The 24596-nt window shown below is 58.8% G+C and carries 20 protein-coding genes; 7 read left to right on the forward strand and 13 right to left on the reverse strand.

Annotation, left to right across the window (positions count from 1 at the left end):
• Window positions 1-200: 200 nt before the first annotated feature.
• On the reverse strand, window positions 201-464 hold the full coding sequence (locus ACK83U_RS05095) for a hypothetical protein (RefSeq protein ID WP_146746692.1): 264 nt from the start codon (window positions 462-464) through the stop codon (window positions 201-203).
• Between ACK83U_RS05095 and proS the strand changes: the two genes are divergently transcribed.
• From proS to ACK83U_RS05110, 3 genes are read left to right on the forward strand one after another with little or no spacing between them, the layout of a single operon-like run.
• Entirely contained in the window at window positions 463-1785 is a 1323-nt protein-coding gene (gene proS, locus ACK83U_RS05100) for a proline--tRNA ligase (protein WP_112607141.1), read from the forward strand. The two genes, ACK83U_RS05095 and proS, sit on opposite strands and share 2 nt — an antisense overlap.
• Before the next feature lie 26 nt (window positions 1786-1811).
• Window positions 1812-3122 (forward strand): lipoprotein-releasing ABC transporter permease subunit, encoded by a 1311-nt coding sequence (locus ACK83U_RS05105; protein WP_112337515.1) that lies wholly within the window; start codon window positions 1812-1814, stop codon window positions 3120-3122.
• 14 nt (window positions 3123-3136) lie between these two features.
• The gene (locus ACK83U_RS05110) at window positions 3137-3820 is read left to right on the forward strand and encodes an ABC transporter ATP-binding protein (protein ID WP_112337514.1); all 684 of its coding nucleotides are present in this window, start codon (window positions 3137-3139) and stop codon (window positions 3818-3820) included.
• A gap of 5 nt (window positions 3821-3825) precedes the next feature.
• Here ACK83U_RS05110 and ACK83U_RS05115 read toward each other — a convergent pair whose 3' ends face one another.
• Both ACK83U_RS05115 and ACK83U_RS05120 read right to left on the reverse strand, forming a co-directional pair.
• Window positions 3826-4293, reverse strand: coding sequence for a DUF5680 domain-containing protein (locus ACK83U_RS05115; protein ID WP_112607139.1), 468 nt, complete (start codon window positions 4291-4293; stop codon window positions 3826-3828).
• A gap of 76 nt (window positions 4294-4369) precedes the next feature.
• The gene (locus tag ACK83U_RS05120; RefSeq protein WP_112607137.1) at window positions 4370-4966 is read right to left on the reverse strand and encodes a hypothetical protein; all 597 of its coding nucleotides are present in this window, start codon (window positions 4964-4966) and stop codon (window positions 4370-4372) included.
• 353 nt (window positions 4967-5319) lie between these two features.
• On the opposite strand from ACK83U_RS05120, the gene dnaE reads away from it, so the two are divergent.
• Window positions 5320-8814 carry a DNA polymerase III subunit alpha gene (gene dnaE, locus ACK83U_RS05125; protein WP_112607602.1) on the forward strand — a complete coding sequence of 1165 codons (3495 nt, stop codon included), beginning with the start codon at window positions 5320-5322 and terminating at the stop codon, window positions 8812-8814.
• Window positions 8815-8876: 62 nt separating this feature from the next.
• On the opposite strand, the gene ACK83U_RS05130 is transcribed toward dnaE, so the two are convergent.
• The 3 genes from ACK83U_RS05130 to ACK83U_RS05140 all read right to left on the reverse strand — a co-directional run bounded on the left by ACK83U_RS05130 (window position 8877) and on the right by ACK83U_RS05140 (window position 12862).
• Window positions 8877-10148, reverse strand: a complete 1272-nt coding sequence (locus tag ACK83U_RS05130) for a L,D-transpeptidase family protein (RefSeq protein ID WP_112607135.1) — start codon at window positions 10146-10148, stop codon at window positions 8877-8879.
• Between the two features lie 190 nt (window positions 10149-10338).
• Window positions 10339-11382 carry a GH25 family lysozyme gene (locus ACK83U_RS05135; protein ID WP_112607133.1) on the reverse strand — a complete coding sequence of 348 codons (1044 nt, stop codon included), beginning with the start codon at window positions 11380-11382 and terminating at the stop codon, window positions 10339-10341.
• Window positions 11383-11572: 190 nt separating this feature from the next.
• A complete protein-coding gene (locus ACK83U_RS05140) occupies window positions 11573-12862 on the reverse strand; it encodes a DNA polymerase IV (protein ID WP_112337598.1) in 1290 nt (429 codons plus the stop codon).
• 83 nt (window positions 12863-12945) lie between these two features.
• On the opposite strand from ACK83U_RS05140, the gene ACK83U_RS05145 reads away from it, so the two are divergent.
• Window positions 12946-13524, forward strand: coding sequence for a GNAT family N-acetyltransferase (locus ACK83U_RS05145; RefSeq protein WP_112607126.1), 579 nt, complete (start codon window positions 12946-12948; stop codon window positions 13522-13524).
• Window positions 13525-13541: 17 nt separating this feature from the next.
• Here the strand turns inward: ACK83U_RS05145 and ACK83U_RS05150 are convergent, their stop codons facing one another.
• Together ACK83U_RS05150 and ACK83U_RS05155 are read right to left on the reverse strand one after the other, a co-directional pair.
• Window positions 13542-14189 carry a hypothetical protein gene (locus tag ACK83U_RS05150; protein ID WP_112607124.1) on the reverse strand — a complete coding sequence of 216 codons (648 nt, stop codon included), beginning with the start codon at window positions 14187-14189 and terminating at the stop codon, window positions 13542-13544.
• Window positions 14190-14191: 2 nt separating this feature from the next.
• Window positions 14192-14500 (reverse strand): DUF3572 domain-containing protein, encoded by a 309-nt coding sequence (locus tag ACK83U_RS05155; RefSeq protein ID WP_112337507.1) that lies wholly within the window; start codon window positions 14498-14500, stop codon window positions 14192-14194.
• Between the two features lie 131 nt (window positions 14501-14631).
• Here ACK83U_RS05155 and ACK83U_RS05160 point away from each other — a divergent pair, with 131 nt between their 5' ends.
• Both ACK83U_RS05160 and ACK83U_RS05165 read left to right on the forward strand, forming a co-directional pair.
• Window positions 14632-15003 carry a response regulator gene (locus ACK83U_RS05160; protein WP_041677854.1) on the forward strand — a complete coding sequence of 124 codons (372 nt, stop codon included), beginning with the start codon at window positions 14632-14634 and terminating at the stop codon, window positions 15001-15003.
• Between the two features lie 16 nt (window positions 15004-15019).
• Window positions 15020-16393 (forward strand): PleD family two-component system response regulator, encoded by a 1374-nt coding sequence (locus tag ACK83U_RS05165; RefSeq protein WP_412474800.1) that lies wholly within the window; start codon window positions 15020-15022, stop codon window positions 16391-16393.
• Between the two features lie 816 nt (window positions 16394-17209).
• On the opposite strand, the gene rpmG is transcribed toward ACK83U_RS05165, so the two are convergent.
• The 5 genes from rpmG to topA all read right to left on the reverse strand — a co-directional run bounded on the left by rpmG (window position 17210) and on the right by topA (window position 24497).
• Window positions 17210-17377 (reverse strand): 50S ribosomal protein L33, encoded by a 168-nt coding sequence (rpmG, locus tag ACK83U_RS05170; protein ID WP_003547442.1) that lies wholly within the window; start codon window positions 17375-17377, stop codon window positions 17210-17212.
• A gap of 96 nt (window positions 17378-17473) precedes the next feature.
• Entirely contained in the window at window positions 17474-18658 is a 1185-nt protein-coding gene (locus ACK83U_RS05175; RefSeq protein WP_112410585.1) for an MFS transporter, read from the reverse strand.
• A gap of 306 nt (window positions 18659-18964) precedes the next feature.
• Window positions 18965-19420 (reverse strand): DUF983 domain-containing protein, encoded by a 456-nt coding sequence (locus ACK83U_RS05180; protein WP_015339543.1) that lies wholly within the window; start codon window positions 19418-19420, stop codon window positions 18965-18967.
• 32 nt (window positions 19421-19452) lie between these two features.
• Window positions 19453-21831, reverse strand: coding sequence for a ribonuclease R (rnr, locus tag ACK83U_RS05185; protein WP_112607118.1), 2379 nt, complete (start codon window positions 21829-21831; stop codon window positions 19453-19455).
• On the reverse strand, window positions 21828-24497 hold the full coding sequence (topA, locus tag ACK83U_RS05190) for a type I DNA topoisomerase (RefSeq protein ID WP_112607600.1): 2670 nt from the start codon (window positions 24495-24497) through the stop codon (window positions 21828-21830). Before topA ends, rnr begins: the two co-directional genes overlap by 4 nt.
• Between the last annotated feature and the right edge of the window lie 99 nt (window positions 24498-24596).

The raw sequence follows: 24596 nt of genomic DNA on the forward strand, positions 1-24596 counted from the left end.
GTAATAGATCGAGCTGAGAAAGCAAAAAAAAACAAGGCCATAAGCCTTGTTTTAAAGTATCGCGTGATCCTTATCCGTTACCGGGGCAGCGAGCTAGCGCGCCTAAGATCTGATCCTCCCAAGACTTGACCGCGAAACGACAAGAATTTAGCCTTCCTGCCTCTTTTGTGAGCTGAAATTAGCTCAAACATTGAGCTTTGTCATCCTTTTTTTTGCTTTTTTGCTACAGTCGCGCAGAATTTTTCTGTTAGCGGATTTTTGCCGTAAATCCTTATAAATGTGTGCTTTTTCGAACCAGCCGAAATAGGCGCTTTCCCTTGCATTTCCGGGCTTTTACCAAAATCTTCTGTTGAAGAATGCGGGTTTCCTTCCTTCGCCGAAGCAGTTATGAACTGCCTCCAGTACATAATTTGCCAACGATTCCGCCGCGAGCGGAACGTCAAACCATCTGGAACAAGCGTCATGCGTCTGTCTCGTTACTTCATGCCCATCCTGAAGGAAAATCCCAAGGAGGCTGAAATCGTTTCCCATCGGCTTATGCTGCGCACCGGCATGATCCGGCAGCAGTCGCAGGGTATCTATTCCTGGCTACCGCTGGGCAAGCGCGTACTGGACAAGGTCAATAAGATCATCCGCGAGGAACAGAACCGTTCCGGCGCCATCGAGCTGTTGATGCCGACACTGCAGTCGGCCGAGCTTTGGCAGGAAAGCGGCCGTTATGACGCCTATGGCAAGGAGATGCTGCGCATCAAGGACCGGCAGGATCGGCCCATGCTTTATGGTCCGACCAACGAGGAGATGGTCACCGACATCTTTCGGTCTTACATCAAGTCCTACAAGGACTTGCCATTGAATCTCTATCACATCCAGCTGAAGTTCCGCGACGAAATCCGTCCGCGTTTCGGCACGATGCGCTCGCGCGAATTCATGATGAAGGATGCCTATTCCTTCGATCTGACGCAGGAAGGCGCCGTGCAATCTTATAACAAGATGTTCGCCGCTTATCTGCGCACTTTCAATCGGCTCGGCCTGAGAGCAATCCCGATGCGTGCGGATACCGGTCCTATCGGCGGCAATCTCAGTCACGAGTTCATCATTCTTGCCGATACCGGCGAGTCCGAAGTTTTCTGCCATAAGGATTTCGTCAATTTCGACATTCCGGGCGAAGACACGGATTTCGATGATGCCGCCGGCCTGAAGGGGATTTTCGACAAGTGGACCTCGGTCTATGCCGCAACCTCGGAAATGCATGACGAAGCCGCCTTCAACGCTATTCCCGAAGGGGATCGCCTGTCTGCGCGTGGCATCGAGGTCGGCCATATCTTCTATTTTGGCACCAAGTATTCCGAGCCGATGGGCGCGAAGGTGCAGGGTCCTGACGGCAAGGAACATGCTGTCCACATGGGATCTTACGGTATCGGCCCGACACGCCTTGTTCCCGCCATCATCGAAGCATCGCATGATGAGAACGGAATCATCTGGCCGGCCTCGGTCGCGCCGTTCGATGTCGTGGTGATCAACATGAAGGCCGGGGACCGGGCCTGTGACGAAGCTTGCGAAACGGTTTATGCCGCGCTGTCGAAGGCCGGCAAGGACGTGCTGTACGACGATCGCGACGAGCGCGCCGGAACGAAGTTCGCGACCGCCGATCTGATCGGTGTGCCCGTGCAGATCGTCGTCGGCCCGCGTTCGATCGCGAGCGGCGAAGTGGAAGTGAAGGACCGTAAGACCGGCGCTCGCGAGACGATGACGGTCGAGGCAGCGATCAATCGGCTGGCAGGCTGATTGACGATACAAAGGATGAAAGGCGAATGGCGGTGAGCGCGGCAGTGGAACAGCAGGAAAATTCGTTCAAGGCCGGCCCATCGTCTCGCCCGTTCTCCGGTTTCGAACGGCTCGTCGCTTGGCGCTATCTGCGCTCCCGGCGCAAGGAGGCCTCGATTTCGGTAATTGCCGGCTTCTCGTTGGTCGGCATCATGCTCGGTGTCGCTGCCCTGATTATCGTCATGGCCGTGATGAACGGTTTCCGCGCCGAGCTCTTCAAGCAGATTCTCGGCTTCAACGGTCATGTCGTCGTGCAGCCGATTGATTCGCCGTTGAACGATTATGCTGATCTGGCAAAGAAGTTTTCTGCCGTTCCCGGCGTCACCATGGCCCTGCCGCTCGTCGAGGGCGAAACACTTGCTTCCGGCCGCGGCGGCTCCGGCACTGGCGCGCTGGTCCGCGGCATCCGTTCGGAAGATCTGACCAAGCTCAAATCGGTCTCCGATCACATCGTTTCCGGTGACATTGTCGGCTTTGCTTCCGGACAGGGCGTTCTTGTCGGCAGCCGGTTGGCCCGGCAGCTGGGACTGACGGTCGGCGATCAGATCACCCTTACGGCACCGGATGGCGACGTCACGCCCTTCGGCGTCAACCCGCGCGTCAAGGCATACACGATCTCCGGTATCTTCGAAGTAGGCATGTCGGAATATGATTCTTCCGTCGTCTTCATGCCGCTGGAGGAGGCGCAGGTCTTTTTCAATGCCGAGGGCATTGTCGAGAAGATCGAGCTCTTCGTCACCAATCCGGATGAAGTCGATCAATTGCGGCCGAAGATCGAAGAGGCGGCGGGGCGACAGATTTTCCTGACGGACTGGCGGCAGGTCAACGCCACTTTCTTCTCAGCCCTCCAGGTCGAGCGCAACACGATGTTCATGATCCTGACGCTGATCGTTCTCGTTGCCGCGCTGAATATCATTTCCGGCCTGATCATGCTGGTGAAGGACAAGGGCAGCGACATCGCCATCCTGCGGACTATGGGGGCGACGTCGGGCGCGATCATGCGCATCTTCTTCATGACGGGGGCGGCGATCGGCGTCGTTGGAACGTTCGCCGGCGTCATACTCGGTGTCCTGGTCTGTCTCAATATCGAGTCCATCCGCCAGTTCTTCTCCTGGATTTCCGGCACCGTGATTTTCAATCCGGAGGTCTATTTCCTCAGCAAATTGCCGGCCCAGATGAATCTCAGTGAGACCATCTCCGTCATCGTGATGGCACTCACTCTGTCCTTCCTTGCCACCATCTTTCCCGCCTGGCGGGCCTCGCGGCTCGATCCGGTGCAGGCGCTGCGCTACGAATAAGGATATTTCATTTGATGAAACGCAACGTCGTTCTCCAGCTCTCTGGCGTGGAGCGTCACTACGGGCAGGGCGAGACGCGGCTGTCGATCTTGAAGGGGGCGGATTTCACGCTGCACAGCGGCGAGATTGTTGCGCTCGTCGCGCCGTCAGGCACAGGTAAATCAACGCTTCTGCATGTGGCCGGGCTGCTTGAGCATCCGGATGGCGGCGAAGTGCTCGTCAACGGTCAGGCCTGTGAGGACTTGTCTGACGATAGACGTACGGCCGTGCGCCGCAGCGAGATCGGCTTCGTCTATCAGTTCCATCACCTGCTTCCGGAATTCTCGGCGCTTGAGAATATCATGATGCCGCAGCTCATTTCCGGCCTTTCGCGGAAGGATGCCAGCGAGCGAGCCGCTCAGCTTCTAGACTACATGCGTATCGGCCATCGCGGTGATCATCGCCCCGCCGAATTGTCCGGCGGCGAGCAGCAACGCGTCGCAATCGCGCGGGCCGTCGCCAATGCCCCGCTGGTGCTGCTGGCGGATGAGCCCACCGGCAATCTCGATCCGGCGACCGCGCATTACGTCTTCGATGCACTGGAGGCGCTGGTGCGCCAATCCGGTCTTGCGGCCCTGATCGCCACGCACAATCACGAACTCGCTGCCCGCATGGATCGCCGTGTTACCTTGAGCGAAGGCAAGGTTGTGGAGGTCTGATCCTTTTACGGGATGATCAGGCCGCCGCGATAATCCAGTTCGTAAGCCTTGCGTTCGCTAACGATGATAGCTTCGTAGCCGCTGAAATGGTGGCAGTCGCCAATGTTTTCATCGATGTAAAGCCCATAGGCATGCTCGAACTCGAAGCCGCCGAGAAAGCGCCTTTCGTCAAGATAGAGCCGCAGGAGGGCCGCCTTGATCACCATGCCGGCGCGCGTTCCGTCGATCAGGTCGTGTTCGACGATATGGCCGAAATAGTTCATGGCCCATACCGGCTCGCCGTCATGCCATACGAGCTCTTGTCCGGCGAAGTCCGTGCCGCCGAAGTAGCTGTCGAGATAGCGCCAGCGCCCGCTCGCATAGCCAATGTCATGCGAGCCGCTACGGCAGGATGGCAGCTTCTCGCCGTCACCGACATAGGTTTCGGCTTTGGCGACGACAATAAAATCGTTCAGCTCGGCAAGATCCGGCATGACCCTCTCCAATTTTGGTAAGCGGCCAAGATGCCATTCAATGCGAGATTTGTAAAGAACAAAAAGAGAACATTTGCTAGCGATGGCTGCTTTCGCAGGCCTTCTGGCCGATATCATCCTGCCAGTCCTGTATGCTGATGGTCTTGGCATCGGCCTTTAGTATCTTGTCGTCCTTGGTCACCTTGCCGGTCAGGACGTTGTAATCGCAGCTATAGCTGTTACCGGGTTCGAGGTTGTCACGAAAATCGTAACTATAGCCGGCAACCAAAAATGCGCTGTTGCGATAGGCAAGCGTCAAAGTCTGATGCCATCGGTCGCGCCCGATCGCATCGTTCTGCGAGGTGATCGCGATTGAACCGCTCGGCAGTGCGGCGATCGATGGTTCCTGGCCGTAGATGCCGCCAGGCTCAGCGCGGCCCCATACCTTATCAGGGGCGGCGGCGGCAAGCTTCAGTAGCTCGTGCTCCTTGTCGCGGAGATAGATGTAGATCCCGATCTCATAATCTGCCTCGTCATTCGGCGGCATCGTCACCAGTAATGCAAGGTCCGGCTTGCCGTCCTTGTTCCAATCGCCGATCGCCGCGTCGATGATGCGGTCGGAAGCAATGGTGTCTTCGGCGCGAGCCGCGATTGCGGTCAAAAGAAGAATGAGAGCGCAGCCAAGTGACTTCATCGTGACCCCCGGTTTGCCTCTGCATAGCGCCGGGCCGCGCGGGCGTCCATCGCGGGCTAAAAAGTTCTCTGATGAAATTTACTGATGCTTCTATTGACTCTCGAACAAAAATGGAACAAAAAGAAAACATAACGAGTAAGGAGCGCCTAAATGACCGACATTATTCGAGACGTTGCAGCATTCACTTCCATCGTCATGTTCGTCACCAGCTTTTCCCTCATCATGATGGCGATGTAAGTTTTATCCCCGTTTGCACATGCTGTTCCCATATTTGATGGGAGCAACTTCTGGACTTTATGGTCCGCAATGCCGAAAATGTCGCTGATTCATTCAGGCGTGCGGAAGGGTATGAAATGGCGGATGCAGGTGGCAGCGGCGTGGCAGCGCCGGTCGGCGAAATGCCGGAGTTTGTGCACCTCAGGGTTCATTCCGCCTATTCTCTGCTAGAGGGCGCATTGCCGCTCAAGAAGATATTGGCCAAGGCTGCCGGGGACAGTCAGCCGGCCATTGCGATTACCGATACGAACAATCTGTTCGTCGCCCTGGAATTCTCGCAGAAGGCGATGGATGAAGGGCTGCAGCCGATCATTGGCTGTCAGGTATCGATCGATATGGAGGATGGCGGCGAGAGCGAGAAGCGCGGGCCGCAGCAAGCTTTGGCGAAGATGCCATCCATCGTGCTGCTTGCCGCGACCGAGCGGGGATATGAGCGCCTCGTCGATCTCGTCAGTCGGGCCTATCTCGGCGGCGAGGGCAACAGCGCCGTTCACATCGCAGCCTCATGGCTGGATGAGATCGGTACGGGAGGGTTGATCGCGCTCACCGGTTCGCTCACCGGCCCGGTCGATATGGCTTTGAAAGAAGGGCATGCCGCACAGGCGCTCTCCCGGTTGTTGAGACTGAAGCAGCTGTTCGATGACAGGCTCTATGTCGAATTGCAGCGCCACGGCACCTATGATCGTCGTCACGAGCAAAAGATGATCAAGCTGGCTTACGAGCACGAGATCCCGCTTGTTGCCACCAACGAAGCCTTTTTCCCGACGCGGGACGATTACGATGCGCATGACGCCTTGATGGCGGTGGCCCACAATGCCATCGTCTCGGACGATACGCGATTTCGCCTGACGCCGGATCACTATCTGAAGAGCCGCGCAGACATGGCAAAGCTTTTCGCCAACTTGCCGGAAGCGCTTGACAACACGGTCGAAATCGCTCGCCGCTGCTCCTTCGTGTTGAAGACCCGCTCGCCGATCCTGCCGCGCTTTACCGGGGCGACTGACGACCCTGAAGAGGCCGGGCGCGCCGAGGCGGCCGAGCTGCGCGCTCAGGCGGTAGAGGGCCTCGAGCAGCGCATAACCTCGCTTGGTATGGCACCGGGTTACGAGGAGAAGGACTATCGCGATCGGCTGGAATTCGAACTGAGCGTCATCGAGCGCATGAAGTTTCCCGGCTACTTTCTGATCGTTGCCGATTTCATCAAATGGGCCAAGCGCCACGATATCCCTGTCGGCCCCGGTCGCGGTTCCGGTGCGGGTTCGCTGGTCGCCTACGCCCTTACCATCACCGACGTCGATCCGCTGCGCTTCTCGCTGCTGTTCGAGCGCTTCCTCAACCCGGAACGCGTCTCCATGCCAGACTTCGATATCGACTTCTGCCAGGACCGGCGTGAAGAGGTGATTCGCTACGTGCAGGCCAAATACGGCCGCGAGCAGGTGGCGCAGATCATCACCTTCGGTTCGCTGCAGGCACGCGCCGCCTTGCGCGATGTTGGCCGCGTGCTGGAAATGCCCTATGGCCAGGTCGATAAGATCTGCAAGCTGGTGCCGAACAATCCCGCCAATCCGACCCCGCTGAGCAAAGCGATCGAGGAGGAGCCGCGCTTGCAGGAGGAGGCGGACAAGGAGCCGGTTGTCGCCCGTCTTCTCGATATCGCCCAGAAGATCGAAGGCCTCTATCGCCACGCATCGACACATGCCGCCGGTATCGTCATCGGCGACCGCCCGCTATCGAAGCTCGTGCCGATGTATCGCGACCCGCGCTCCGACATGCCCGTCACCCAGTTCAACATGAAATGGGTGGAGCAAGCCGGCCTGGTGAAGTTCGACTTCCTCGGTCTGAAGACGCTGACCGTCCTGAAAACGGCGGTCGATTTCGTCGCGAAACGCGGTATCTCGATCGATCTTGCCAGCATCCCGCTCGACGACAAGAAGACCTACGATATGCTCTCGCGCGGTGAGACGGTCGGCGTGTTCCAGGTGGAAAGTGCGGGCATGCGCAAGGCGCTGATCGGCATGCGGCCGGACTGCATCGAGGATATTATCGCGCTCGTGGCGCTTTATCGTCCAGGTCCGATGGAGAACATCCCGGTCTATAATGCCCGCAAGCACGGCGAGGAAGAGATCGAATCGATCCACCCGAAGATCGACTATCTCTTGAAGGAAACTCAGGGCGTTATCGTCTATCAGGAGCAGGTGATGCAGGTCGCCCAGGTGCTCTCGGGCTATTCGCTCGGCGAAGCCGATCTTCTGCGCCGCGCCATGGGTAAGAAGATCAAGGCGGAGATGGACCAGCAGCGCGAGCGCTTCGTCGACGGTGCCATCAAGAACGGCGTGTCGAAGGGGCAGGCCGATGTCATCTTCGATCTGCTCGCCAAATTCGCGAATTACGGCTTCAACAAGTCGCACGCCGCCGCCTACGCCATCGTCTCCTACCAGACCGCCTATATGAAGGCGCACTATCCAGTGGAGTTCCTGGCCGCGTCGATGACGCTCGATATGTCCAATACCGAGAAGGTCAACGACTTCCGTCAGGACGCCAAGCGGCTGGGCATCGAGGTCATCGCGCCTTCCGTGCAGACCTCATTCCGCCATTTTGAAACGGGCGAAAACCGCATCTATTATGCACTGGCCGCCATCAAGGGCGTCGGTGAATCCGCCGTCGACCATATCGTCGAGGTGCGCGGCGATCAGCCCTTTGCCAGCATCGAGGATTTCTGCCTGCGCATCGATCCCAAGCAGATCAACCGCCGCGTTCTGGAAAGCCTGATCTGCGCCGGTGCTTTCGATTGCTTCGAAATCGACCGTGCGCAGCTGATTGCCGGCTTGGACCGCGTCATGGGCTATGCCCAGGTGGCGCAGGAAAACAAGCGCAGCGGCCAGCATGACATGTTCGGAAGTGCTGCCTCCGGTCCGGAAAAAATCGTGTTTCCGCCCTATACGCCGTGGCTCGCCTCGGAGCGTCTGCTGCGCGAATTCCAGGTGCTCGGTTTCTATCTGACGGCACATCCGCTCGATACTTATAAGAGCGTGCTCGACAAGATGCGGGTGCAGCCCTTCGCCGATTTTTCCGCGGCGGTGAAGCAAGGCGCCAGCAACGGTCGCTTGGCCGGCACTGTCATCTCGAAGCAGGAGCGCAAGACGCGCACCGGCAACAAGATGGGCATCTTCGTCTTTTCGGATGCTTCCGGCCAGTTCGAAGCCGTGCTTTTCTCTGAAACGCTCAACCAGTATCGCGACGTTCTCGAAGTCGGCAAATCCTTCGTGATCACGGCTCAGGCGGACGAGCGCCCCGAGGGTATCAGCCTGCGCCTGCAGACAGCACAGTCGCTGGAAGAGAAGTCGTTGCAGATGCAGAAGGCGCTGCGCGTCTATGTCCGCGATTCCGGCCCGCTGAAAGCCGTTGCCGCGCATCTGAACACGAAAGGCGACGGCCTCGTTTCCTTCATTGTCATCAAGGAAGAGGGGTTGCGAGAGGTCGAGGTGGCGCTACCGGAGAAATATCGCATTACGCCTGAAATCGCCGCCGCATTGCGCACGGCGCCGGGCGTGATCGACGTGGAGCTGGTCTGAAGCAATTCCGGGAAAAGTGTATAGCGGTTTTCCGTCCGGAATTGCGTAAAAACAAAAAGGCTCTAGCCCTTTTTACCCAGCGCGCCGTTGTTGGTAAGGGTGATGAAATCGGTCTCGTTGCCGGTTTCCGGTCCGACGCCGGTATCGGAAATCGTCAGCGACGATCCCGCGGTCAGCAGATCCTCGATGCGGTGACGGATATCGTCAGGGATGGTGATGCGATTGAGCGCCTGTCCGGCTGCGTCGAACGATTGCGATTGTTCCTCGCTGGTGATGCCGTAGCGCTTCTTCGTCTGCTTGCTCAGATCTTCCTCGAGCGTCATGCCGAACCAGTCGGCCTTGCCGCTGATCCGGTCGATCGCATTGGCGGTGAAGAAATGTACGCCGAGCGCCTCCTGCGGCTCTGCAATGATGGCCGGTCCTTCGAACAGCGGTTTGAAGTTCTGCCGGACCATGATCGCGCCGTTCGGCGGTTCGCCCCTGCCGGCCGCGGCATAGACTGCCTTCATCAGCGCGGGGCTGACGAGGCCGCCCGTCGTCTTGATGTCATGCGCCTTCTTGAAGTCCTCGATCGCCTGCACTGTCGCAGGCCCCAGCATGCCGTCGGGCGTTCCCGTGATGAAGCCCATCCCGTTCAGGATGCCCTGAAGGTCGCGCACGTTTTCGCGCAAGCCCCGCCGGGTGATGAGGATGCTGAGCGGAGCGGGATCGGCCGGTGGCGCCAGAGTCTCCCGCGCCTTCGGTATCTGGATCGACGTCACGTCGTTCGTCGCCACCTGCAGCTGTTGTGCCTGCGGCAGGAAGCTTGCAGTCATCGGACGGAGTTCGATGCCGGAAAACAGCGCCGGCGGTGGAGCTGGCAGCGGCTGGAACAGCATCGCGTTTTCAAATGGCTGCGGCACTAGCGGCTGATCGGCGATGACGACATGCACGCCGCGCTCGGTCATTTGATAAAGCGTCTTCGCAAAGGCCTTCGGCATCCGCACGCAGCCATGCGATGCCGGATAATTCGGGACGGAATTGGATTCGTGCAGCGCGATCCCCGACCAGGTCAGCCTCTGCATGAAAGGCATGGGCGAGGCCGAATAGAGATTGGATTCGTGATACACCTTCTTCTCCAGAATGGAGAAGATGCCGCTGGGGGTCGTGTGGCCGCGCTTGCCGGTGGAAACCTTCGAAGTCGCGATTACCTTATCGCCGTCATAGACCGCGAGCGACTGCTTGTCCTTCGACACCACGATCTGCAGGGTGCGGGTATCCGGCGCAGCAAAGACGGGATGGAAAAGGGCGGTGGCTGACACCAGCGCGAGCCCCAGCAACAAAAATGGCTTCATAGACACAACCAAAACGCAATACTCGTTGTACCTGAGGTTAGACTTGGAAGTTTAAGGAAGACTTGCCGAAGACTCATGCCTTTCTGCGTCCATGAAAGCGTGAGTTCGCCGAACGCCCAATGCGGCATCGCCGAAGCGGAGCGTTCAAACTCTGCTTCGGCGATGATTGAAATCTTGAGCTAACGGGGAATCAGTGGACGCTGGAGGCAACCCAGTTGTGCCAGTCCTGCTCGCTGCCGTGGAAAGCGTTGAGGTCGATCTTGCCTTCGACGCCGTGGGATACACCGGAGCCGGAATATTGCCAGAACAGCCATTTACGGCCCGGATAGACCTTGGACGGATGTTGAGCCACGGCGCGCAGCCAGAAGGGATAGTTGAGCAGCTCGCCACTCAGATTGTCGCGATAGAAGTCCGGAGCCGTGTAGACGATCGGACGCTGGCCGTAATGCTTTTCCAGCTTGTCCATGAAGACCTGCATCTTGGCGAGAACCTGCTCGCGCGAGGGCCGCCGCTTGCAACTTGACTCACCGTTCCATTCCACGTCGATGACCGGCGGCAGGGCTCCGGCTTCCTTCGGCACGTTGCGAATAAACCAGTCGGCCTGCTCTCCGGCAGTCCGGCACCAGTAGAAGAAATGATAGGCGCCATGTTTCAGGCCGGCCTGCTGGGCAGCCCGCCAGTTCTTCTTGAACATGGGATCGATGTGATCGCCGCCGTCCGTTGCCTTGATGTAGACGAAGTTCGCACCCTGCGTGCGCAGCGTATCCCAGTCGATGTCGCCCTGCCAGCGAGAGACGTCGACGCCATGGACAGCGAGCTTCCGGGGCGAGGTTGATGTACCGAAGTTGATCGGCTTGGCATCGCGGAAGCGATGGCTGTAGATCCGCATCGGCTGCTGCCGCAGGGCGCGGGGCACCGGATTCGATGGCGAGAGCATGGCGAGCGGTCGTTGCAGCGGGACTGGCGCGTCATCGTCGCCGCTCTGGTCGGAGGGCATAAGGCCCTCAGGCCGGAGATTCGTCGGCATCGCGACTGCGAGCGCCTGCTGCCGCTCGACGCGCGAAACGGTTTCGCCGATTTCGACCGAAGGCACGACCCTACTGGTCTTTGTGATGGAACCGGTCAATTCTTTCGAAGGCGGGGCGGCTTGCGCGGCTTCGCGCTCACCTCGGGCGGCGCAGCCTGAAATTGTCAGGCAGGCGAGAAGAATGGTCGATACAGCCGATAGACGCATAGGAACCCGTACGCAAAACACTGGAGGCGACGAGTTCACGCCGCCGGAAAGTTACAGAATCCAAGTCCTAATGGAAATTTACCAAGAAAGTTTGAATCCGAGCTTTCTCGCGCTAAAGAATCGCGCACGTCGTTCAATTATTTGCAATGCAGCCAAAAATCACCATCCGGTGACTTTTGCTAAATAGTTGTTATTTATGGTTTTTATCGCCGAACGTGTAGCCGGTTTCGACTGTCTTGTTGCCGAATTTTTCTCGGAGCTTGTCCATAGCTGCTTCCGCGGCGGCCCGTCGCATGGCCTGAACGTCGATAAGATCGGGCGGATCTGCGCGCCCGGCATCGCCAAGATCGGTAACCCCGATGCCGATGAGACGGAATTTCGTGCCGTCGGTTTCAGGTTCGAGCAGCCGCAGTCCGGTGCGGAAAATCCGGTCCGCGAGTTGGGTTGGGTCCTCCAGCCGACGATTGCGCGTGCGAATCTTGAAGTCTGCGGTCTTCAGCTTCAGCACGACGGTCTGGCCAGCAATGCCGCTGCGCTTCAGACGCCGGGAAACCTTCTCGGAGAGATCGCGCAAGATCGGCACGAGATCTTCATGGCGCCAGATGTCTTCGAAGAAGGTGGTTTCGGAAGACACGCTCTTTGCCGCTTCATTGGGATGCACGGTTCGGTCGTCGATCCCGCGCGAGAGACGGAAAAGTCGCTGGCCGATGACGCCATAACGGCGCATGAGGTCACCTTCCTCCATGGCCTGCAATTGGCCGATGGTGCGAATACCGTCGCTTTCGAGCGTAGCGGCAAAGGCCTTGCCTACTCCCCAGATGGTGGTGACCGATCGTGGCTCCAGGAAGGAGAGCGCCTCTTCCTTGCCAATGACGGAGAAGCCTCGCGGCTTCTGTAGATCGGAGGCAACCTTGGCGAGGAATTTGCAATAGGAAAGGCCGACGGAGATGGTGATGCCGACTTCCTGCTCGACGCGCTTGACGAACTTGGCGAGGATGCGCGCCGGCGGATCGTGATGCAGCCGCTGCGTGCCCTCTAGCTCGAGAAAGGCCTCGTCGATCGAAAGCGGCTGCACCAGCGGTGTCAGGTCCTGCATCATCGCACGGACCTCGCGGCCGACGCGCACGTATTTCTCCATGTTCGGCCGGATGACGACGGCCTGCGGGCACGCTTCCAGCGCCTTGAACATCGGCATGGCGGAGCGCACTCCATGGATGCGGGCGATATAGCAGGCAGTGGAGACGACGCCGCGCTTGCCGCCACCGATGATGACGGGCTTGTCGGCCAACTCCGGATTGTCACGTTTCTCGATGGAGGCATAAAAGGCATCGCAATCGATATGCGCCAGCGTCAGTGCGTAGAGTTCCCGGTGGTAAACGAGGCGAGGGCTTCCGCAGCTCCGGCAGCGCGTGCGCGTGGCCGATTGCTCGCTCAAACAATCGCGACAGAAGCCGGAAATCTTATCGGGCGCATGGGTCATCGAGTGAGAACAAAAATTGAACATCGCCACTTTATGATCTAAGCTCGCGAGTCTCAAGCTGGAAAACTGCCGGGGAGGCGCGAGTGCAGAACTTAGTCGTGCAGGCATTGACGCCGGATCGCTGGGGCGATTTCGAGACACTATTTGGACCAAGCGGTGCCTGCTATGGCTGTTGGTGCACTCATTTCCGTGTCGCGACATCGCAGCGCAAGACGATGGATGCGGCAGCAAAGAAGCAGTTGATCCAGGAGCGAATCTCGGCTGGGCCGCCGCCCGGTCTCCTAGGCTACATTGATGGGCAACCGATCGCTTGGGTGCAGGTTGGTCCGCGTGCAGAGCTGCCGCAATGGAACTCGCCGAAAACGGTGTCTCGTCCGCTCGATCCAGCCGATGCGGAAGACAGCACTGTTTGGGCGGTAAGTTGCTTCTTCATAAATTCAAAGGATCGCGGCAAGGGGTATAGCCATCGCATGCTGTCGGAGGCCGTGAATTTCGCCCGTGCTTCCGGCGCGCGGCTGCTGGAGGGCTGCCCGATCGAGCGCACGAAGCAGTCGAAATCGGTCGGTCTCTATGTCGGCTCGCAGCGCATATTCGAGGCCGCCGGATTTTCTGAAGTTGCGAAGCGGAAGGACGGCAGGCCTCTGATGCGCCTCGCTCTTTGAGGGTAGGTAGGATGACGTCAGCGTGCGATATGAGCCTGGATCAGCGGTGCTGCCTGGCCCCATTCATTGGCTTCCGGAATACCAGCGGCGACGGCGGGCGCCATGCGGTGAACGATGGAGGCCGGTTTCAGATTGATGAGGAGGCATCCCGGAACATATTCGCTGACCGAATGCAGGTTGTGGGCCATGTCGTCGACGAAGGCGACGGGCATCTCGCGCTGTCGATGCAGCGAGCGTACGATCGGCCCCTTCGGCTGCAGCGACGCGAGCAACGGATAGTCAAGCTCAAGCCTGTCGAGGAGCCGCCGCCTCTGCTCCCAGAACTGCGGCGGCATGGCTGTCAGGAAAACGATATCGGCATCTTTCGAAAACGTGGCGAGCGTGTCCACCACGCGATCGAAAGGCGTCTGCCATTGCTCCTGCGCCTCGAAGAACGCCTCGATCAGCCGGCGGACATCCTTTTCTTCCAGCGCGGAGCCATTGGCCTTGGAAACGATGTTGCCCGTCAGCCGGAAGGAGCGCGGGAGGAATTCATGGCCTTCGGCGTCGATGAAGGCCAGGAAGGGCGCAAAGAAATGCAGAACAACGTCATCGACATCGCAGACGATCAATGGCCGTTCCTGAAGTTGGATATGCGATACGTCGAATTCGATCGGGGCATCCATAATCAGTATTCTCCAGAGGCAAGGCCGGGCGGCGAAAAATGCGCCGACGCGGCGGCGACGGCCTCCGGTGGAATGCCGCTGGCCTCGCAGAAGGCCAATAATGTCGGTTCATGGTTCATGAGGAAATCGAGCATGCCAGCAAGGAAGGCGGGCTCGTTGATGGCGTTGCGCACCTGCGCCGGCTCCACGCCGGTGAGCGCCAGGAAGCGGCCAAACATATCGGGTTCATTGGCGAGCCAGCCGAGTACGGCAATAGCAGTCTCTTGCGGGTTGGCCGCGCTCTTCTTCGGGTTCTTGAAGTTACTTTGCATTTTGAAGGGTGAGTTACCTATTTTTCAACCAAATGCCGGTAATTTGCGATTCAACTATTTCTGGAATCGGTTCCTCGCGACCCTATATTTCGAGAGAATGGATGCAATACCGGATGCAGGGGCAGCGTTCCATGGCTAAGCAGGTAATGATTGTAGAAGACAATGAGCTGAATATGAAGCTCTTTCGCGATCTGATCGAAGCCTCCGGCTACACAACGATCCAGACCCGCAATGGCATGGAAGCGCTCGATCTCGCGCGCAAGCACCGTCCAGATCTGATTCTCATGGATATTCAGCTGCCGGAGGTCTCCGGTCTGGAGGTCACCAAGTGGCTGAAGGAAGACGACGACCTGCACATGATCCCCGTGATCGCAGTCACGGCCTTCGCCATGAAGGGCGATGAGGAGCGCATTCGCCAGGGTGGCTGCGAGGCCTATGTCTCGAAGCCGATTTCAGTGCCGAAATTCATTGAGACCATTAAAACCTATCTGGGCGACGCCTGATGATGGGGAGCAGCTGATGACCGCACGCATCCTAGTAGTGGACGATATTCCGGCCAACGTAAAACTTCTGGAAGCGCGGCTGCTTGCCGAATATTTCGAAGTGTTGACAGCTGAGGACGGCTTGAAGGCGCTCGCCATTTGCGCGAGCGCGCAGGTCGATCTGATCCTTCTCGATATTATGATGCCCGGCATGGACGGCTTCGAAGTGTGTGAACGCCTGAAATCCGATGCCCGAACTGCGCATATCCCGGTCGTCATGGTGACGGCGCTCGATCAACCTGCCGACCGCGTGCGTGGTCTGAAGGCCGGTGCCGACGATTTCCTGACGAAGCCGGTCAATGACCTCCAGCTGATTTCGCGCGTCAAGAGCCTGCTTCGCCTGAAGACATTGAGTGACGAGCTGCATATGCGCAACGAGACCGCGCGCAACTTCGGCATCGGCGATCTGATGCGCTCCGGAGAAGGTCGTTCCGAGGAAGCCGGCCAGGTGCTGCTGGTCGACGGCCGCGCCAATTCGCAGGAGCGGATTATCCGAACGCTGAAGCCGATTGCCCAGGTCATTGCGATGTCCGATCCGCAGGCGGCTTTGTTCGAAGCGGCCGAACGGCCGTTCGAGCTTGTCATCGTCAATTCTAATTTCGACGATTATGATCCGCTGAGGCTTTGCTCGCAGCTGCGCTCGCTGGAGCGTACGCGCTTCCTGCCAGTGCTGCTGGTGACGGAGCAGGGGGCCGATGACATGATCGTTCGCGCGCTGGATCTCGGCGTCAATGATTATATCGTCCGGCCGATCGATCCGAACGAGCTCGTGGCTCGCTGCCTCACGCAGATCCGCCGCAAACGCTATAACGACCGTTTGCGTGCCAGCGTACAGCAGACGATCGAGCTTGCCGTCACCGACGCGCTCACCGGCCTGCACAACAGGCGCTACCTCGACAATCACTTAAAGGTGCTTTTTGATCGATCCCTGGCACGGGGCAGGCCGCTCTCGATTCTGATCACCGACATAGACCGCTTCAAGACCGTAAACGACACCCATGGTCACGATGCCGGCGACGAAGTTCTCAAGGAGTTTGCCGCACGGATCCGCTCAACGGTGCGCGGCGCCGATCTTGCCTGTCGTTACGGAGGTGAGGAATTCGTAGTCGTCATGCCGGATACGCCCGCCGATATCGCCGCAGCCGTCGCAGAACGTCTACGCGCTGCGGTAGAAAATATGCCTGTGAAACTACGCGACACTGGTGTGGCGCTTAACATTACCGCATCCTTCGGAATTTCGTGCCGTTTGGAGACGATCGATACGCCGGAGCAGTTGATGAAACAGGCCGATCTTGCGCTTTACGAAGCCAAAAGGGCAGGCCGCAACAGGGTCGTAGCTTCAGCCGCATAGGGGTAAACGGCCGAAAATGGCAATTACCCATCGATACTGAGGTAGCTTCCAGGTTTTTGAACCGCGATTCAGTTCTTCCCGTTCTTTATCTCACCTCCACAGCCACTTGAGTTCTGGTTCAAAGAAATAAGAATACTTATACTTTAATTTTCGGAATAAATTCTCACTTTCTGCCCCAAGGCGAAATATTCGTATTATATTACTATATGTTTTTATCTTGTTCGTGGCTTGGTGGTCAGGTGGGAGCTGGAAGGGCAGGAGCTTGATTGAAACTAAATTGAATATTCAATTTTACTTTAGTATCTGTATTGTATATTTTCTAGCGAGAGAGGAAATCTCTCTTTATTCTTGATAATTTCTTGACCATTTTTCGTTAATGCTATCGGGCATTCTTTTCCGTCAAAGTCATGAATTTTAACCATGCGGGCAGACAGGCATTTTTATCATTAAGAATTTGTTGATTTTCTTTTGATTTCGCGCGAATTTAGTCCCGTATACAGACAACCGATTAGGGTATCCGAGATACCCCATGATGCTCAGGTCCGCCGCATCTCCTGGGTCGTGGGGTCGGTCGGCTGGCAGGCAGAAGATAACGGTTCCTCGTGCCGTTTTGCAGGCTAGCCGACCCCCATTCAAAGCGCCGCTCTTCTTTCTGAAGGGCGGCGTTTTTCTTTGCCGTGCCGGCAAGGCATTGTTCGACTGAGGCGTTTCCAACCGCTATTGCAAAATCGGACGGCGATCGAGATGAGGTTTATAAAACAAAAAAAGGCGCCAACCCGAAGGTCGCGCCTTTTTGTAACCTGAAGTTTAGGAAACTTACTTGATCTTCGTTTCCTTGAACTCGACATGCTTCTTAGCAACCGGGTCGTACTTCGTCTTCGTCATTTTGTCCGTCATCGTACGGCTGTTCTTCGTCGTGACGTAGAAGAAACCGGTGTCGGCCGTCGACAGCAGCTTGATCTTGATGGTGGTAGCCTTGGCCATGGTCGTCCTGCCTTTAATAAAAATGAACGCCGTGGACGGCCAGTGCGGAGGTCCACGGCGAATTCTGGCGCGAAAATACAAATCGCGCCCGAAAAGTCAACCTCTGTTGCCCATGAAAAGCAGTCGTATCCCCGAAAGCAGGACATAAAGACCGAAGAAAAACGCCACGGCCCAGGCAAAGCCGCTGGGATTGGCGACATCCATGGCCGTGCCGACCGTCGGCGGCCCGAGGACCATGCCTACGGCGTAACAGAAAACGAAGGCCGCATTGGCGGCGACGAGATCGACGCCGGTCAATCGCGTGCCGAGGTGGCTGAGGCCGACCGTATACATGCCGGAAACGCAGCCACCCCAGAAGAGCAGGATGATGGCAAGAATGATCCAGTTCGATGACAGCGACGGTAGCAGGAGCGCTCCGACAAACCCGATCGTGGCCATGATCGACAGCAGCGGCCGCTTGTCCCGCATGCGGTCGGCAAGCAGCCCGAGCGGGATCTGGAACACGAAGTTGCCCACACCCATGACGGTCAGCAGCAGTGCCGCCTGTGATTCGTTGAAACCGAGGCGGGTTGCATAGCTGGTGAAGAGCGATCCGCCGCCGACGGTAACCGCACCAAACACGAAGACCGCAGCCGTGGCCGTCGGCACGAGGAAGATGTAGCGCACGAAATGCAGTTCCGGCTTCTCGTCGACGATCGGGCTCTCGTTTCGCGCAATGAAGATCGGGATGGAGGCGGCCAGTATGATGCAGGCGCCGATGAGGAAGGGCATCAGGCCTTCGCTGCCGACGACGGAAAAGACGAGGGGGCCGGCCGCAAATCCCAGAGAGAAGACGGTGGAATAGAGACCGAGCACGAATCCGCGTTTGGAAGGCGGCGAGGCGGCGTTGATCCAGAATTCCGACAGGATGAAGAGCGTTGTCGTCGCCCCATGGAAGACGATGCGCAGCGGAAACCATAGAAGCAGATTTTCCGCATAGTAGAAACCGAGTGAACTCAGAGCCGATAGGAAAACCGCCCAGATCATTGTCTGCACGACGCCAAAGCGATGCGCGAGCTTGGTCGTAACGACCGCTGCCAGCATCGAGGCGACGCCCATCATGGCCGTGTTGAGGCCGATGAGGCTCGAGGGAACACCGCGCTTTTCGAGAATGATACTCAGAAGCGGCAGTCCCAGCCCGATGGCGATGCCAACGGCGGATACGGAGGTAATGGCTGCGACGAGCGAAGGCCAGTGAATTTCTTCGACGTGGCCGGCCTTGTCGTTCGTCGGTTCAAGCATAAAAAAATCCCTGGGGCATGAGGCGCGCGAATCGATCGCAATGTGGAGCACAGGAAGCCACGGCTCGGCCAAATTCAGGTGACGGGTCGGCTTTCATGTGATCGATCACACCCTCCGGAGTAGTCCCTATGACGCGCGGCATGTTCAGACAAGAAATGCTGCTCATGTCAAGCGGTTGCCGGCAAAGCAGTTCGTCTGAAGCACGATTAAGCGACAAAACCTCTGCGGTTTCCGATATAGCAGCGCAATGCGCGGAAGCAATCTCTGCCAACGATAGAGACCGGCGGCATGAACCGGATAGCATGGTCACGACCGGCCGTTTCCTTGATCCCATTCCTCTGGGGTGTCGTCATGGCCACCGAAGCCATGCATGCGCAGCGCCCATTGCAGGCCGATGACGCCGCCCTTGATCGGCTGGATGATGGCAAGTGCCGCGATAATGGTGATGGGTGCCCAAATGGCAAGATGCGCCCAGAGTGGCAGCTTGAAGGTCATATCCGTCAGCATGTAGCCGCCGACGATCAGGTGGCCGAGAACCAGGATCACCAGATAGGGCGGCAGGTCGTCGGCTCGCTGATGAGAGATATTTTCATCACAGACCGCGCATCGGTCGACTGGCTTCAGAAAGGCGCGAAAGAGCTTGCCGGTGCCGCAGCGCGGGCAGCGGTTCAGCATGCCGCGTAGAATCGAGCGTCCGAGCGGACGTTCGCTTTCGTCTGAGCCACCGAAGCGGATGGGGGAGTCGGATGGGCTGCCCGTCATGAATGCGCTTCCTCCGTGCCGGCAGCCGTTCTTTATCTGCGGCCGCGCGGCGGTCTCGTGCCCGGTGCCTTGCGCGCCTGGCTCTTGTTGCGGCGGGTGGCCTTATGAAAGGAACGCACCGCCGTCGGCATCGGCTTGCCATCGCTCAGCATTTCGAAGCGCAGCGCTCCGGCAAGTGGCACGGCTTCCGCCAGCCTCACCGTTACATCGTCGCCGAGACGAAATCCTAGCCCCGTTCTTTCCCCTGTCAGCGCCTGATGGGCCTCGTCGTAGATGAAGTAATCGGTGCCGAGCGTAGATATAGGGATGAAACCGTCGGCGCCATAGTCCGGCAGGGTGACAAAAAGCCCCGACTTGGTGACGCCGCCGACGCGCGCCTCGAACTCCGCGCCGACACGACCGGCGAGGTGGTGGGCAATGAGCCGGTCCACCGTCTCGCGCTCCGCGGCCATAGCGCGGCGCTCGAAGGTCGAGATTTCGGCTGCAATATCGTCGAGCGAAGCTTCTTCCTCCGGCGTGATCGCACCTTCGCCGAGGCCAAGCGAGCCGACCAGCGCGCGATGCACGATCAGATCCGCATAGCGACGGATGGGCGAGGTGAAGTGGGCGTATTTCATCAGATTCAGGCCGAAATGCCCGATATTGTCGGGGCTATAGATCGCCTGGCTCTGTGAGCGCAGCACCATCTCGTTGACCATGGTCTGATGCGCCGTACCCTCGGCTTTCGCCAGAATGCCGTTGAAGCTATTGGCGCGCACATTGCCGCCCTTGGCAAGCGAAATGCCGAGGGTGGCCAGAAATTCGCGCAGGATTTCCTGCTTGGCGAGCGTCGGTCCATCGTGAATACGGTACATCAGCACCTGCTTGCGCTTTTCCAACGTCTCGGCCGCAGCAACGTTCGCCTGGATCATCATTTCTTCGATGAGCTTGTGCGCATCGAGGCGCGGCGGCACGAAGACACGATCGACGGTGCCATCCGGCTTCAGCAGGATCTTGCGCTCGGGCATATCGAGTTCGAGCGGCTGGCGCCGGTCGCGGCCCTTTTTCAAAATCTCATAGGCGTGCCAGAGCGGCTTGAGAATCGGCTCCAGCATCGGTCCGGTCTTGTCGTCGGGCTTGCCGTCGATCGCAGCCTGCGCCTGCTGGTAGGAAAGCTTGGCAGCGCTCTTCATCATAACACGATGGAAGGTATGCCCAGCCTTGCGGCCTTCCTTGGAGAAGACCATTCGAACCGCGAGGGCAGGGCGGTCGACGCCTTCCTTGAGCGAGCAGAGATCGTTGGAGATGCGCTCGGGCAGCATCGGCACGACGCGGTCGGGGAAATAGACCGAATTGCCGCGCTTCAGCGCCTCGCGGTCGAGCGGCGAGTTCGGACGCACGTACCAGGAGACGTCGGCGATGGCGACGGTGACGATCACGCCGTCCGGATTGTCGGGCGAGGGGTCCATCTCGGCATAGACGGCGTCGTCATGGTCCTTGGCATCGGCCGGGTCGATGGTGATCAGCGGCAGGCTGCGCCAATCCTCGCGATGGGACATGGTGGCGGGCTTGGCCGCATCGGCTTCCGCAATGACTGCGACGGGGAAGACATGCGGAATACCATGTGCATGAATGGCGATCATCGAGATCGCTTTTTCCGAGGCAACAGAACCGACAACAGACAGAACCTTGGCGCGCGGCAGACCGAAGCGGCCGAGACGCGCCACTTCGACCTCGACCAGATCGCCATCCTTGGCGCCGCCGGTATAATCGGGGTCAATGACCATTTCCTCGCCGCGCCGTTCGATGGGCATCAGCCGGCCACCGCCGCCCGGCGTTTCGCGGAAGACGCCCATGGAGGCGCCCTGCCGCTTGTCGATGACCTTGATGATGCGAGCCGTATAGGCTGGGCCGCCGCGATCGACGGCCGAGAAGATCTTCGCAAGAATGCGGTCGCCCATGCCGGCGACCGGCGCCTTGCCCTTGCCGTTGCGACCGGCGGGCGAGGAGGACTGCTTGATCATGACTGCGGGCGCGACGCCGTTTTCGTCGGCCCATTCGGCGGGGCGGCCGATCAGCATGCCGTCCTTGTCGCGCGTCGTAATATCGAGAACGGCAATCGGCGGCAGCGCGCCAGGGCGGATGAGAGACTTACGGCTCTTCTGCACCATGCCTTCTTCTTCAAGCTCGCGCAGCAGTTCCTTTAGCGCGACGCGGCTCTCGCCTTTTAGGCCAAAGGCCTTGGCGAGTTCGCGCTTGGAAGCCTGTTGCGGATGATCGGCGATGAAGCGCAGGATGACCTCGCGCGGCGGCAGCTCGCCGTGGATAATTGCCATCATCGGCTCAACCTCGCCGCCTGCCTTGCTGGCGCGGCCGGGCTTACCGGAACGCCGTTCCGACGATGGGTTCCTGCCGCGCGGTTCTCTGCTCACTCTGCACTCTTCTTTTTCGCCGCCGTCTTGGCCGCAGGCTTCTTTGCAGCAGCCTTCGGCTTGGCAGTCGTTTTCGTGGCTTTTGCGCCGGCTGCCGCGGCCTTTGCCTTGGCGGGTGCCTTCTTGGTGGTGCTGCCGCTCTTGCCGGCCTTCGCTGCGATCAGAGCTAGGGCTTCCTCGACGGTGATCGCCTGCGGATCCGTCCCCTTCGGCAAAGTCGCATTGACCTTGCCCCAATTGACGTAGGGGCCGTACTTGCCGTCGCGAACGGTGATCGAGCCGCCGCCATCCGGATGCGCGCCGAGATCCTTCAACGCTGCGGGTGTTCCGCCGCGCGCTCCACCGGCTGCCTTGCTCTGCTTTTCGGCAAGAACGGTGACGGCGCGGTTCAGACCAACGGTGAAGACATCCTCGACGCTTTCGAGGTTGGCGTAGCTGCCGTCGTGCAACAGGAATGGTCCATAGCGGCCGATGCCGGAAGAAATCATCTTGCCGGTTTCGGGGTGCTTGCCGATGTCGCGTGGCAGCGAGATCAGCGCCATCGCCTTTTCATAATCGATATCCTCCGGCTTCCAGCCGCGCGGCAGCGATGCACGCTTGGCATCCTTGCCGTCGCCGCGCTGGATATAGGGACCGAAGCGGCCCGAACGCAGCGTCAGCTCTTCACCGGTCACCGGATCGGTGCCGAGCGCTTTCGGTTCGTTCAATCCGTTGGATTCAGCCTCCGCGCCGCCTTCCGACGAAAGCTGGCGGGTATAATTGCATTCCGGATAGTTCGAGCAGCCGACGAAGGCGCCGTATTTGCCGAGCTTCAGCGAGAGGTTACCCGTGCCGCATACTTGGCAGATGCGCGGATCGCTGCCGTCTTCGCGCTTCGGGAAGACGAGCGGCGCCAATGCGTCGTTCAGGGCATTCAGAACATTGGTGACGCGCAGTTCCTTTGTGTCTTCGATCTGTGCGAAGAAATCGCGCCAGAAATCGCGAAGCACGTCCTTCCAGTTCAGCTCGCCGGCGGAGATGCGGTCAAGCTTCTCCTCCAGATCGGCCGTGAAGTCGTATTCGACATATCTGGTGAAAAAGCTTTCGAGAAAGGCTGTAACCAGCCGTCCCTTGGCCTGCGGCACAAGCTTGCGCTTGTCGATGGTCACATAATCGCGGTCGCGCAGCGTTGCGAGCGTCGCGGCATAGGTGGAGGGGCGGCCAATACCAAGCTCTTCCATCTTTTTGATCAGCGATGCTTCCGAGTAGCGCGGCGGCGGCTCGGTGAAATGCTGGGTCGAATTGATCTTCTGCTTGGCGAGATTTTCGCGTGCGTTGATCTCTGGCAGGCGGCCGCCTTCTTCGCTGTCGTCGCTCTGCTCGCCGTCTTCCTTCTGGTCGGTATAGGCGGCGATGAAGCCGTCGAAACGGATGACAGAGCCGACGGCGCGCAGGCCGGCCTTCTTGCCGGCATTGTCAGCGAGGATCTCGACCGTCGTACGCTCGATTTCGGCCGATGCCATCTGGCTGGCGATGCCGCGCTTCCAGATCAGATCGTAAAGTTTCAGCTGATCGTCATCGAGGAATTTGCGGATGCGATCCGGCACGCGATCGAAATCGGTCGGACGGATCGCTTCGTGCGCTTCCTGGGCATTCTTAGCCTTGGTGGAATAGAAACGTGCCTTTTCCGGCAGGTAACGGTCGCCGAACTGGTTGGCTATGGCGTGGCGTGCCGCATCGATCGCTTCCGGCGCCATCTGAACGCCGTCGGTACGCATATAAGTGATGAGACCAACGGTTTCGCCGCCGATATCGACGCCTTCATAGAGCTTCTGCGCCACTTGCATGGTGCGCGAGGCCGAGAAGCCGAGCTTCGAGGAGGCAGCCTGCTGCAGCGTCGAAGTGGTGAAGGGTGGGCTCGGATTGCGCTTGACCGGCTTTGCCTCGACCGTGTCAACGACATAGGAGGCACCTTCGAGCAGCGCCTTCAGCTTGCCGGCCTCTTCGCCGTTGCCGATCGCGCGCGGCTGCAGGCGCTTGCCGTCGGCAGAGACCAGGCGGGCTTCGAATTCATCGCCGCGTGGCGTTTTCAGGATCGCAGAAAGGTTCCAGTATTCTTCCGAGATGAAGCGTTCGATCTCGGATTCTCGGTCGCAGACGAGGCGAAGCGCCACGGATTGCACGCGGCCGGCCGACCGGGCGCCCGGCAGCTTGCGCCACAGAACCGGCGACAGGTTGAAGCCGACGAGGTAGTCAAGCGCGCGGCGGGCGAGATAGGCGTCCACCAGCGGCACGTCGATGTCGCGCGGGTCGGCCATGGCGTCGAGCACGGCCTTCTTGGTGATGGCGTTGAACACCACGCGCTTCACCGGCTTGCCGTTGATAACGCGCTTCTTGTTCAACAGATCGAGCACATGCCACGAAATGGCTTCACCCTCACGATCGGGGTCGGTCGCGAGAAACAGGCCGTCGGAGGATTTCATCGCGTCGGCAATGTCCTTGATGCGCTTTTGCGAGGCACCATCGACTTCCCACAGCATTTCGAAATCCTGGTCCGGCAGCACCGAACCGTCTTTGGCGGGCAGGTCACGCACATGGCCGAAGGATGCAAGAACCTTATATCCGGGTCCCAGATATTTATTGATTGTCTTGGCCTTGGCAGGCGATTCCACCACTACAACGTTCATCATCAAGTCTCTGAATAAGAGGTCGCGCCGGTATAAGACGCGGGAGATACCGGGTTTTTCCGTCTTCCCGGCCTTCCGACATGGACAGGGAAATCGTCG

Source organism: Rhizobium sp. WW22 (assembly GCF_047041135.1).
GTDB lineage: Bacteria > Pseudomonadota > Alphaproteobacteria > Rhizobiales > Rhizobiaceae > Rhizobium.

Excerpts from the sequence above, each read along its gene's own strand:
- proS (WP_112607141.1), top strand. The coding sequence starts at position 463 with ATGCGTCTGTCTCGTTACTTCATGCCCATCCTGAAGGAAAATCCCAAG.
- ACK83U_RS05095 (WP_146746692.1), bottom strand. The coding sequence starts at position 464 with ATGACGCTTGTTCCAGATGGTTTGACGTTCCGCTCGCGGCGGAATCGT.
- ACK83U_RS05105 (WP_112337515.1), top strand. The coding sequence starts at position 1,812 with ATGGCGGTGAGCGCGGCAGTGGAACAGCAGGAAAATTCGTTCAAGGCC.
- ACK83U_RS05110 (WP_112337514.1), top strand. The coding sequence starts at position 3,137 with ATGAAACGCAACGTCGTTCTCCAGCTCTCTGGCGTGGAGCGTCACTAC.
- ACK83U_RS05115 (WP_112607139.1), bottom strand. The coding sequence starts at position 4,293 with ATGCCGGATCTTGCCGAGCTGAACGATTTTATTGTCGTCGCCAAAGCC.
- ACK83U_RS05120 (WP_112607137.1), bottom strand. The coding sequence starts at position 4,966 with ATGAAGTCACTTGGCTGCGCTCTCATTCTTCTTTTGACCGCAATCGCG.
- dnaE (WP_112607602.1), top strand. The coding sequence starts at position 5,320 with ATGGCGGATGCAGGTGGCAGCGGCGTGGCAGCGCCGGTCGGCGAAATG.
- ACK83U_RS05130 (WP_112607135.1), bottom strand. The coding sequence starts at position 10,148 with ATGAAGCCATTTTTGTTGCTGGGGCTCGCGCTGGTGTCAGCCACCGCC.
- ACK83U_RS05135 (WP_112607133.1), bottom strand. The coding sequence starts at position 11,382 with ATGCGTCTATCGGCTGTATCGACCATTCTTCTCGCCTGCCTGACAATT.
- ACK83U_RS05140 (WP_112337598.1), bottom strand. The coding sequence starts at position 12,862 with ATGACCCATGCGCCCGATAAGATTTCCGGCTTCTGTCGCGATTGTTTG.
- ACK83U_RS05150 (WP_112607124.1), bottom strand. The coding sequence starts at position 14,189 with ATGGATGCCCCGATCGAATTCGACGTATCGCATATCCAACTTCAGGAA.
- ACK83U_RS05155 (WP_112337507.1), bottom strand. The coding sequence starts at position 14,500 with ATGCAAAGTAACTTCAAGAACCCGAAGAAGAGCGCGGCCAACCCGCAA.
- ACK83U_RS05160 (WP_041677854.1), top strand. The coding sequence starts at position 14,632 with ATGGCTAAGCAGGTAATGATTGTAGAAGACAATGAGCTGAATATGAAG.
- ACK83U_RS05165 (WP_412474800.1), top strand. The coding sequence starts at position 15,020 with ATGACCGCACGCATCCTAGTAGTGGACGATATTCCGGCCAACGTAAAA.
- rpmG (WP_003547442.1), bottom strand. The coding sequence starts at position 17,377 with ATGGCCAAGGCTACCACCATCAAGATCAAGCTGCTGTCGACGGCCGAC.
- ACK83U_RS05175 (WP_112410585.1), bottom strand. The coding sequence starts at position 18,658 with ATGCTTGAACCGACGAACGACAAGGCCGGCCACGTCGAAGAAATTCAC.
- ACK83U_RS05180 (WP_015339543.1), bottom strand. The coding sequence starts at position 19,420 with ATGACGGGCAGCCCATCCGACTCCCCCATCCGCTTCGGTGGCTCAGAC.
- topA (WP_112607600.1), bottom strand. The coding sequence starts at position 24,497 with ATGAACGTTGTAGTGGTGGAATCGCCTGCCAAGGCCAAGACAATCAAT.